The organism is Blautia sp. OF03-13, from assembly GCF_003460685.1.
In the GTDB taxonomy this organism is placed as follows: Bacteria; Bacillota; Clostridia; order Lachnospirales; family Lachnospiraceae; genus Fusicatenibacter; species Fusicatenibacter saccharivorans.
The window spans coordinates 1-11,361 of the sequence record NZ_QTVR01000017.1 but is presented as its reverse complement, the minus strand read 5'-3'; the positions used below and the strand labels follow the sequence as shown (position 1 = coordinate 11,361).

General features: G+C 47.2%; 5 protein-coding genes and 2 pseudogenes. 5 read left to right on the top strand and 2 right to left on the bottom strand.

The features are described from left to right. The first annotated feature begins 107 nt into the window (after window positions 1–107). The 3 genes and pseudogenes from DXA55_RS12620 (at window position 108) to rsmA (ending at window position 6,558) form a co-directional block, all read left to right on the top strand. Window positions 108–2,569: pseudogene (locus DXA55_RS12620) on the top strand (glycogen/starch/alpha-glucan phosphorylase). A gap of 197 nt (window positions 2,570–2,766) precedes the next feature. Next, on the top strand, window positions 2,767–5,670 hold the full coding sequence (locus DXA55_RS12615; protein ID WP_442857664.1) for a hypothetical protein: 2,904 nt from the start codon (window positions 2,767–2,769) through the stop codon (window positions 5,668–5,670). Between the two features lie 15 nt (window positions 5,671–5,685). Continuing rightward, window positions 5,686–6,558 (top strand): 16S rRNA (adenine(1518)-N(6)/adenine(1519)-N(6))-dimethyltransferase RsmA, encoded by an 873-nt coding sequence (gene rsmA, locus DXA55_RS12610; protein ID WP_022461748.1) that lies wholly within the window; start codon window positions 5,686–5,688, stop codon window positions 6,556–6,558. A gap of 725 nt (window positions 6,559–7,283) precedes the next feature. On the opposite strand, the gene DXA55_RS12605 is transcribed toward rsmA, so the two are convergent. Then, on the bottom strand, window positions 7,284–8,435 hold the full coding sequence (locus tag DXA55_RS12605; protein WP_117814368.1) for an ROK family transcriptional regulator: 1,152 nt from the start codon (window positions 8,433–8,435) through the stop codon (window positions 7,284–7,286). Between the two features lie 513 nt (window positions 8,436–8,948). Here DXA55_RS12605 and DXA55_RS12600 point away from each other — a divergent pair. Together DXA55_RS12600 and DXA55_RS12595 are read left to right on the top strand one after the other, a co-directional pair. Then, entirely contained in the window at window positions 8,949–9,347 is a 399-nt protein-coding gene (locus DXA55_RS12600) for a Fur family transcriptional regulator (protein ID WP_117814367.1), read from the top strand. 170 nt (window positions 9,348–9,517) lie between these two features. Next, a pseudogene (locus DXA55_RS12595) lies at window positions 9,518–10,062 on the top strand (NADH peroxidase). A gap of 368 nt (window positions 10,063–10,430) precedes the next feature. Here DXA55_RS12595 and DXA55_RS12590 read toward each other — a convergent pair. After that, window positions 10,431–11,228, bottom strand: a complete 798-nt coding sequence (locus DXA55_RS12590) for an MBL fold metallo-hydrolase (protein ID WP_117814366.1) — start codon at window positions 11,226–11,228, stop codon at window positions 10,431–10,433. Window positions 11,229–11,361: the final 133 nt, after the last annotated feature.

The following is an 11,361-nucleotide window of genomic DNA, read 5'->3' as shown; positions in this document are numbered from 1 at the left end:
AATACTTCTGGATGCGTTTCCACGACGATCGTTAATATAAAAATCAGCCTGCGAGCGGGGATGCAGACAAGCTCTCCGCTCGCAGACTGCTATTGAGGAGGACGCAGATGTTAAACGCCGAGTTCAACAAAGAAACTTTTAAGAACAGTGTCAAAGAAAACGTAAAAATGCTGTACAGAAAAAATCTGGAAGAGGCTTCCCAGCAGGAAATTTACCAGGCAGTCTGCTACGCAGTAAAAGACGTTATTATTGACAACTGGCTGAAAACCCAGAAAGCAATGGATGAGCAGGATCCGAAGATTCTGTACTATATGTCCATGGAGTTCCTGATGGGACGTGCGCTGGGAAATAACCTGATTAACCTGACTGCATACAAACAGGTACAGGAAGCTCTCGAGGAAATGGGACTGAACCTGAACCTTCTGGAGGATCAGGAGAGAGATCCGGCTCTTGGAAACGGCGGTCTTGGCCGTCTGGCAGCATGCTTTCTGGATTCTCTGGCTACCCTTGGATATCCGGCGTACGGCTGCGGTATCCGTTACAAATACGGTATGTTTAAACAGCAGATCCGCGACGGTTATCAGGTAGAAGTACCGGATAACTGGCTGAAAAACGGCTATCCATTTGAGCTGAAACGCCCGGAGTATGCAAAAGAGGTAAAATTTGGCGGATATGTGGCACAGGAGTACGATGAAGCTACCGGACGCGTAAACTTTGTACAGAAGGATTACCAGTCTGTCAATGCAATTCCTTACGACATGCCGATCGTAGGATATGACAACGACGTTGTAAACACACTGACTATCTGGGATGCAGAGGCCATTCAGGACTTCTCACTGGATTCCTTCGACAAGGGTGATTACCACAAAGCTGTTGAGCAGGAAAACCTTGCAAAAACCATCGTAGAGGTTCTGTATCCGAACGATAACCATTACGAAGGAAAAGAGCTGCGTCTGAAACAGCAGTATTTCTTTATTTCTGCAAGCGTACAGAGAGCAGTTGCAAAATATAAAAAACATCACGATGATATCACGAAGCTGTATGAGAAGGTTACCTTCCAGCTGAATGATACCCACCCAACCGTAGCTGTTCCGGAACTGATGCGAATCCTGATGGATGTGGAAGGCCTTGGATGGGATGAGGCATGGGAGATTACGACCAAGACCTGCGCATACACCAACCATACGATTATGGCAGAGGCACTTGAGAAATGGCCGGTTGACCTGTTCTCCAGACTTCTTCCGCGTATCTATCAGATCGTAGAAGAGATCAACCGCCGCTTCCTGATCCAGGTAAGAGAGCAGTACCCGGGTGATGAAGAGAAAGTCCGCCAGATGGCAGTGATCTACGACGGACAGGTTCATATGGCTCGCCTGGCTATCGTAGGCGGATATTCTGTCAACGGTGTTGCAAAGCTTCATACCGAGATCCTGAAAAAACAGACCTTAAAAGACTTCTACGAAATGACTCCGGAGAAGTTCAACAATAAGACGAACGGTATCACACAGCGTCGTTTCCTGCTTCACGGAAATCCGCTCCTGGCTGACTGGGTAACTGAGTATGCAGGAAATGGCTGGATTACCGATCTTCCGAAGATCAAAAAGATCGCTGAGCTTGCAGATGATACACAGGCACAGAAGGAATTTATGGAGATTAAACACAAAAATAAAGTTCGCCTGGCAAAATACATCAAAGAGCATAACGGCATTGATGTAGATCCGAACTCTATTTTTGACGTTCAGGTAAAGCGTCTGCATGAGTACAAACGCCAGTTTATGAACATTCTTCATATTATGTACCTGTATGACCGTCTGAAAAAGAACCCGGATATGCCGTTCTACCCAAGAACCTCATCTTTGGAGCGAAAGCTTCCGCAGGCTATGAGCGTGCAAAAGCAATCATCAAACTGATCAATTCCGTTGGGGATGTCGTAAATAACGATCCGACCATCAAAGGAAAGATCAAAGTTGTATTTATCGAGGATTATCGTGTCAGCAACGCAGAGCTGATCTTTGCCGCTGCTGATGTTTCCGAGCAGATTTCCACCGCAAGTAAAGAGGCTTCCGGTACCGGTAACATGAAGTTCATGCTGAACGGTGCCCTGACTCTTGGAACCATGGACGGTGCAAACGTAGAGATCGTTGAGGAAGTTGGAAAAGAGAACGCCTTCATCTTCGGACTTTCCGCAGATCAGGTTATCGAATATGAGAACAACTACACCTACGATCCGATGAGCTACTTCATCCACGATCAGGACATCCACAACGTAGTGATGGATCTGATCAGCGGAAGATACTCAAACGGCGACACCATGATGTTCCGTGATCTGTATGACTCCCTGCTCACACCGAAGAATGCTCCGCGCCCGGATATGTACTTTACCCTGGCAGACTTCAAGTCCTATGCGGCAGCACAGGAGTGTGTTGAGGATAAATACAGAAATACTTCTGCATGGGCAAGAAGCGCGATCCTGAATACCGCACACAGCGGCAAATTCACATCCGACCGTACCATCCAGCAGTATGTAGATGATATCTGGCATCTGGACAAGATTACTGTCAGAAAGTAATCGGAATCAAATATAAGTAGTTAGGGGACACCTGCTTTTCCGGGAAAAACCGGAGGGGCGGGTGTTCTTTTTTGATGCCCGCTGGAAGGATTTGCATCCCGAAAAATGCCTGCAAAACAGGCATTCTTTTGACATTCTACGGGGAGTGTGGTACACTGTTCGTGTCTATGAACTAAAACAATCTGAAATGTATTGAGGTGAAAAGATTGGATAAAGCTGAATATCAAAGCCGGCTGGAAGAGCTGAACAGTCTGGTAAAAAAAGAGGACTATGAGGGGGCACTTGCAGTTGTAGAAGCCGTTGACTGGCGGCGTGTCAAGAGTCTGCGCACGCTCGGCATGGTAGCGGATGTCTATGAGGCGAACAAACGATATCCGGAGGCGAAGAAGATTCTGCTGATGGCGTATGACCGTTCCTCCATCGGAAAGGGCATTCTGTATCGCCTGGTAGAGGTCTCCATAAAAATGAAAGACTTTGATGAGGCGATTGACTTTTACAACGAGTTTGAAGCAGTCGCACGTCACGATAATTCCCGGTATCTGCTGAAATACAAGATTTTAAGAGGACAGAAAGCGCCGCTTGAGGAGCAGATTTCCCTTCTGGAGGAATACAAAGAGCGGGAATTTACCGAGAGATGGGCATATGAACTGGCAAACCTTTACAGCAAAGCCGGAGAGACGCAGAAATGCATCGATGCCTGTGATGAGCTGATCCTGTGGTTCAGCGAGGGCAAATATGTAACAAAGGCAATGGATCTGAAAATGAAGTACGAGCCGCTGTCACCGTCCCAGCAGATCAAATACGAGCATCGTTTTGACTACAAAAAGAATGAAGAGCCGTCCGAGGATCCGGAAGCACTTAAAGTGCGGTTAGCCGGAGAGAGCGGAGCCGGTGAAATGGCTGCGACGAAAGAGCCGGCAGAGACGCCGGAAGTAAAACCGGTAAACGGCGGTGTGATGAGCCAGTATGTGGCCGGTGAAGAAGAAAAAGAAGCCGGTTCGCCGTACGAAGCATATGAGAAAACACAGCAGGCCGAGGCAGATGCAGAGCAGGTGCAGGAGTACGAAGCACTGCAGCAGACAGAGGAGCCGATCGAGGAGATTCCGGAAGAGCAGGCGTATGCAGACAGCACGCCGACGTACCTTGGAAATACGATCGATCTTCACGCAGAGCTTGCAAAGAGCATCCGCGATGTCTTCTCCTTCCGCGGAAAGAAACAGGAAGAGACGGCAGTCGAGGAAGAGACAAGCGAAGAGCCGGTACAGTACGAAGTAAAAGATCTGGAGCCGGAGCAGCTTGATGTAAACGTAGAGGTATCCCCGGATGCCAACACGACAATCAAGACAAGACCGCAGCCAAAACCGAAGGAAAAAGCCGAGCCGGTAATGCCGAAAGCACCGAAGCCGGAGAAGAAATACGAAGAGCCGGACCTCGAAGCACTGTTCCAGGAGACCGCAGCAAACCTGTCGGAGGAAGTTGCGGAGGAAGAAGCAGAAGAGCCAGTGGAACCGGCAGCAGAAGCCGAAACCGCAGAGCAGCCGATGGATCCGGAGTCCGAGACAGAGGCACGGGAAACGGCAGAGGAGCCGCAGGCGGAAGCTGAGCCGGAAGAAGATGCAGAACCGGCAGATGAAGCGGAAACCGAAGAGATCACAGAACCGGCGGATGAGGCTGAAACCGAAGAAGCTACAGAGCCGATGGATGAAGCTGAGATCGAAGAGATTATAGAACCGGCAGCCGAGGCTGAAATCGAAGAAGCAGAAGTTACAGAACCAGCAGTGGAAGCTGAAACAGAAGCAGCCGAGAAGGCTCAGGCGGAAGCCGAAATTGAGGAAACCGTAGAACCGGCGGAGACACCGTCCATGGATGCAACGGTTGTCATCGCGGATCTGAAACCGGCAGAGGAGACACGGCCGACCATCGATTTTAGTGAGCTTCAGGCAGCGCTGAACGCAGAAGTGCAGGAAGCTGAAAAAGCATCGGAAATCGAACTGCCGGATGAGCCGGAAACTGCGGAAGCAGAACCTGCTGACGAGCCGGAAAGCGAAACAGAGCCGGAAACTCCGGCCGAGACTGAGCCAGCCGATCCGTTTGAGCCGGCAGGAACCCAGCCGATCGAGATTACCCCGGAGGAAATCGAAATCGAAGTTCCGACCGAGCCAAAGCGTGAGCGCGTATCCGATGCGACGATCAACATGAGCATCGAAAAAACAACGGATGCCACCGTTCAGCTGATCCGCGACAACATTCCGGAAGGAACTGTTGCGAAATCGATTGAAGAGGTGCTCCGCGAGGAGACGCCGGAGGAGGCAAGACTCCGCATCCTGAACGACACCCAGCCGGATAAGCTGAGTGATGAGCAGAAAGCGCTGTTTACTTACTTTGCGAAAGTTCCAGGCATGGATATCCAGATTCTGGATGCAATGCATGGTGTTTATCATTACGCAGGCGACCGTACTTCCCGTCATGGAAACATTGCCATTATGGGCGGATACGGTACTGGAAAAACGAAGCTGTCGGAGGATCTCGTCCGTGCAATCTGTGCTGACTTAAAACTTCCGGCAACGAAGATGGCCCGTCTGGATGCATCTGTTCTGAACAAAAAGGACTGTGCGCAGATTGTTTCAAAGCTGGCGGGAGGTTTCCTCCTGATCGAGCGTGCCGGTCTGATGTACCCGGAGACGATCGAGAAGCTGTCGCAGGCAATGGATTTCCGTACCGACAGTCTGGTTCTGATCATCGAGGATGAGAAGGTCAGCATGAGAGGTCTTCTGCGGAATTACCCTGATTTTGCGAAGAAGTTTGAGACGGTCATTTCGATTCCTGTTTTCACGAACGACGAGCTTGTTACGTTTGCCCGCACGTATGCGCGTGAGAATGGATACAAGATGGACGAGATGGGTGTGCTTGCTCTGTATACACAAATTGGCAATAATCAGAAGGAGGGCGAGCCGATGACGATTTCACAGGTCAAAGATATGGTGGATCGTGCCATCGCCCATGCAGAAAAGGGAACCCGTAAATTCGGAAGACGCATGTCCAGAAAGCATACCGATGCGGACGACCGCGTGATTCTTTACGAGAAAGACTTTGAGTTCTAAATACATGGAGAATTTATGGAGAAAGTAAAACCGTGGCTCGGGGAGCCGCAGAATACAATAGCCGTACTGCAGAAGTACGGCTTTGTATTTCAGAAAAAGTATGGTCAGAATTTTCTGATCGATCCACATGTGCTGGATAAGATTGTAGCCGCTGCAGGTATCGGGCCGGACGATTTTGTTGTGGAAATCGGACCTGGTATCGGTACGCTGACGCAGTATCTTGCGTATGCTGCGCGGAGTGTGTGTGCGGTGGAAATTGACAAGAATCTGATCCCGATTCTGGAGGATACGCTGTCGGATTATGATAATGTTGAGGTTATCAACAATGATGTTTTGAAGGTGGATCTGGCGGCGCTGGCGAAGGAGAAGAACAACGGACGGCCGATCAAGGTTGTGGCGAATCTTCCGTATTATATTACGACGCCGATTATTATGGGATTATTTGAGAATCATGTGCCGGTGGATTCGATTACGGTTATGGTTCAGAAGGAGGTTGCGGACCGGATGCAGACGGGGCCGGGATCGAAGGATTACGGGGCGCTGTCGCTGGCGGTGCAGTATTATGCGGAGCCGTATATTGTGGCGAATGTGCCGCCGAACTGTTTTATGCCGCGGCCGAAGGTTGGAAGTGCGGTGATCCGGCTGACGCGTCATGAGGTGATGCCGGTGGAGACGAAGGATGAGAAGTTGATGTTCTCCATTATTCGGGCGTCGTTTAATCAGAGACGGAAGACGCTGGCGAACGGACTGAAAAATTCGGAGCTGCTGCATTTTTCGAAAGAGGAGATTGAGGCTGCAATCACAGCCTGCGGCTGGCCGCTTACGATTCGTGGGGAGGCATTGAATTTACAGGAGTTTGCGCGGTTGACGGATGAATTGTGTAAATAGAGGGGACGCCTCGCCGTCGCCCGTCCGCCCTTGCGTGATGCGCATGGCAGCGGTGGAAAAGCGGGGGAAAAACGTAGAAAAAATGGAGGTCTTTCGACAGACACCGGCATTATTCGCCAGGAAAGCCTGATGCTTTCCCAGCTCAGAATGCCTTGAATCTGGTGTTGAGCACCAGATTTCAGTCTCTCGAAAGGCCTCCATTTTTTCTGGTTTTTCCTGCCCGCTTTTCCAATGCTGCCATGCCGCATCACGCAAGGACGGACGAGCGGCGGCGAGGCTGGTAGTGGGGGCGGGAGGGGAGGTCTGGATCCGCCCGGATGGGCGGATCGGCGTGAGATTGTTGTGAGGAAGATGGGAGAAAATGAGAAAAAGGCATGAAAAAAAGCACCGTTGGCGAAACAGTGCTTTCTTTCATTTTTATTTTTAAAGGAAGGAGAGCCGATTTTCTAATCGGCAATATGAAAAAGAAAATTGTGTAAATAATGTTGGCATTCATTATTTATGCTTTTAGTATACGGGTAAATTATGTTGAAAGCGTGTTCATGTTGTAAAAAAATCATGAACAAATTGTGACTATTCAGAGCCATGCGAAATTTCAGAACAAATTGCGAATCATGCTTGCATGAATGAGCACTTTTTTCTGAAATTTCATATGGCGAGAAGCCACATCAAGATGCAGCGCAGCGGAATCGAGATGGGGCTCTGAACAGGGACTTATTTCTGAGTTACAGGTCCAGCAGCTTAAAGGTGGAAATTCCGAGGAAGTTCCGGGAGCAGAGGCTGATTCCGCCCATGAGGACGGAGACATCCTGCAGGTGAGCCGGGAGGACGTGGAGGTACCAGCGGAGGCGGTTCTGGATTCCGGAGGTGATTTCGTCGATCAGACCTGGGATGTAGTTGGTGAAGGAGCTGTTGATGACGATGACGTCCGGGTTGAAGGTGTGGAGAACCGTGTTCAGGCTGATTCCGATGTAGTGGGTGAAATCCTGCATTACTTTGCGGGCGTTGGGGTTGCCTTCCTGGTAATACTGGATGAAGCGTTCGACGGAGACGTTTTCTAAGCCTTCGGCGGCGGCAAAATCGTTCAGGACGGCGGCTTCGGAGATGTACTGTTCGAGGCAGCCGTGGTTGCCGCAGGGGCAGGGCCGGCCATCGGGGAAGAGGATGGTGTGGCCGAATTCGCCGGCGTAGCCGTTCTGGCCGGTGTAGAGTTCGCCGTCAATGAGGATTCCCATGCCGACGCCTTCGTGGATGTTCAGGAAGATCATATTTTTAAAGTGCTCTGCGCAGGCGGCTTCGCCGATGACGGAGAGGTTGGCTTCATTTTCTACGATGACAGGAACCTGAAATTCTTCTTCGAGGTAGTTTTTCAGGTTGGAGTGTTTCAGATCGTAGTAGGGTGTGAATAAAACGAGGTCGTCGCAGACGACGCCGTAGATTCCGATGGAGATTCCGACGAGGCCGCACGGAGTCTTGTGGAGGTCGGATTTGGTTTTGTGGAGGAGGGAAATCAGGTATTCCTCCAGTGAGAGGGATGGATCAATCGGGTATTCTTTTACAGTACATGATTTTCCCTTCAGATCTCCGGTGAGAATGGTGATCTTTTTTACGCCGAGATCGACGGCGATGATGGAACCGCAGCGATTATTAAAAGTAAGCAGAATCGGTTTTCGACCCATGGAAGTTTTTTCGGCGCTGCCGAGTTCTATGACGAGCTGGCGGTCGAGCAGTTCCTGGACGATGGTGGATACGGTTGCTTTTGTCAGATGCAGCATTTTCGCCAGATCTGCGCGGGAAAGCGGCGGATGGTTGGCGATTGCCTCGAGAACCAGGGCGCGGTTCATGTCTCGTATATATTCCTGATTTCCGGTACTCATAAAAAATCCTCCATTCTGCCGCATTGGCTGTACATCAATCTTAACATAAATGAGAGAGAAATGACAGGGAAAATCGGGGATGGGCAATACGAATAGAAAAATTAACGGAGAAAAACGATTTCTAGACAGAGTAGAGAGTAAGGGACAGAATTAGAAATAAAATATGTGATAAATACACAAAGAAAGTATAAAATAATTCTAAAAAATGTACAGATTCACAGAAGATTCACTGCACGTTCATAATCTGTTCATAATTAATTGGTATAGTTATCTCAGTTCCAAAGGAACAGCGTGTATGCAATCACTACACAATTAAGATTTTTTCATAATAATAGCCCAGGCACCGAGAGGTTCCTGGGCACTCCTCGTTTTTGGGGAATTTTTGATCTTGGGACAGACGGAAATCTGTGTAGACAGGGTAGTGATCTTTTTCTTGACTTTTGCGAGAAGCAGCCTTATAGTATAAATATAATAACAATTACTGTTATCGAAAGATACGAAAGGAAAAAAACTATGTCAACACTCAAGTATAGCAGACAAAGAGAAAGCATCAAAGTCTGCCTTCAGGGGCGAAAGGATCACCCGACCGCAGATATGCTCTATACCGATGTACGGAAAGAATTTCCCAATATCAGTCTTGGCACAGTATACCGGAACCTGTCTCTTCTTTCTGAATTAGGAGAGATCAAGCGTCTTACAACAGGAGATGGCCCGGACCGGTTCGATGGAGATACTTCCACGCATCACCATTTCATTTGCAGAAAATGTCACTGCGTGACAGACCTTACAATGCGTGACATCAGCGAAATCAAGAACGTAGCAGCGGAAAATTTCAGAGGTACGATCGAAGATTACTCTGTGAATTTTTACGGCATCTGCGAGAACTGCAGAAATCACCCGGGGAACGTATAGCATCCCCAGGAAGAAAGAAAAAATTAAAAATAGGCATTGACAAAAATGGAAGCTTATGTTAAAGTAATATCAGTAACAGTTACTAATATCAAAAATAAAAAACTGTTATAAACCACAAAATTGGAAATGATAAAATTAAATACACAACAAAAAGAAAGGAAAGAAAGACTATGAAAAAATTTGTATGCAGCGTATGTGGATATGTTTATGAAGGAGCAGAAGCACCGGAAGTCTGTCCGATCTGTAAAGCACCGAAAGAGAAATTTATCGAGCAGGGCGAGGATCTGACCTGGGCAGCAGAGCATGTAGTTGGCGTAGCATCCGATGTTCCGGAAGATATCAAAAAAGACCTGAGAGCCAATTTCGAGGGCGAGTGCTCCGAGGTTGGTATGTACTTGGCAATGTCCAGAGTAGCATTCCGCGAGGGATATCCGGAAGTAGGTCTGTACTATGAAAAAGCAGCTTACGAAGAGGCAGAGCACGCAGCAAAATTCGCAGAGCTTCTCGGCGAAGTTGTAACCGACAGCACCAAGAAAAACCTGCAGATGCGTGTAGAAGCAGAGAACGGCGCAACCGCTGGTAAAACAGATCTTGCAAAACGTGCCAAAGCCTGAATCTTGATGCAATCCATGACACCGTGCATGAGATGGCAAGAGACGAAGCTAGACACGGAAAAGCATTCGCTGGTCTGCTGGCTAGATATTTCGGTAAATAAAAAATTTTTAGTAAAATAAATTTATTGAAGAGAGAATGGAGAAATCTGTTCTCTCTTTTTGTGCGTTTTTTCTGCATTTCCTATGTCTTTTTCGTGTACAGCTGTCTTTTTGATAAATTCCAAGGAAGAAAATGTGCTTTTAATTTTAAATGAAGAGCAGTGCGAACAGGATGTTTGCAACACAAAATGTCGGCAAATAATACCGATTTAATGCCGGAAATAATACGGTGCATGGGACATTAAGTAAAGAAAAGCTGATAAGCTGGGATTTTTATGATTTATTCACAGCTTATCAGCTAATACACATCAATTATTGAGACAGTTGTATATTGAACAGTGTTGAAAAAACATAATAGAGTAATCTGATTTTATTCTTCTATTCGTTTTTTGTCATAGCAGATAAAGGTATAAGTTCCATTATCTGCGAGAGGATGTGTTTCACCAGAAAAAACAAAATTGCGATCCGTAACATTTCCAGAACGAATATCCTGACATACTTTGAGCACATCTTCTAAAGTGGTTGGCTTGGCATCTCCATTTCCATGTGAGATCAGGACTCGGTCATATTTTCCGGCAATTTTTTTCTGTAGCGCTCGTAAATTTTTTTCATAGGAAGCAAGTCCCGTGGAAAATTTGTCAAACAGGAATAAAAATGGATTGCAGGCATCACCGAGAAGAATTGTCCGCTCTTCCGGAATCAGCATGACAACACTGCCCAGGGTATGACCGGGTAATTCATAAATAACAACATGAATTCCACCAAGCTCAAAAACATCACTTTCCTGCAGGTTATGAAATTTTTCAAATGGAGCAGATGGTATCATATCTGTTTCTTTGATAAGCCCTTTTTCAGGACACAATCCTTTCGCGCCTTCCAGACGGAAGCCTTTTTCAGAATGAAGCTGATATACGGATTTATCCTTATGATTCAGATAAATTTCTTCAAATTCATTGGCGCCCATGGCGTGATCTACATGACCGTGGGTTATCAGGACTTTTAATGGCTTGTTAGTCAGGTTATGGATACAGTTTTTTAAACTATAGAATCCGCATCCAGTGTCGATTAGGACAGCTGCTTTGCTGCCTTCAATCAGATACATAAATTCTGTGCAGAATCCATGAATTCTTGTAATGTGTTCTGAAATTTTTTCAGTTTTAAATTGCATAGTAGAACCCCCATTCTTTTTGCTTTAAATCTAAGTATAGCATAGAAATTAGTTGAAAAGTTGTTGAAAAACAGCAAAAACATAGGAATAAATTTATAAAAACACAGTATAGAAAATGTGTATGTGTCAAAAA

Bases quoted from the DNA above. Each gene is read 5' to 3' on its own strand.
- rsmA (WP_022461748.1), top strand. From the start codon at position 5,686: ATGGAGAAAGTAAAACCGTGGCTCGGGGAGCCGCAGAATACAATAGCC.
- DXA55_RS12605 (WP_117814368.1), bottom strand. From the start codon at position 8,435: ATGAGTACCGGAAATCAGGAATATATACGAGACATGAACCGCGCCCTG.
- DXA55_RS12600 (WP_117814367.1), top strand. From the start codon at position 8,949: ATGTCAACACTCAAGTATAGCAGACAAAGAGAAAGCATCAAAGTCTGC.
- DXA55_RS12590 (WP_117814366.1), bottom strand. From the start codon at position 11,228: ATGCAATTTAAAACTGAAAAAATTTCAGAACACATTACAAGAATTCAT.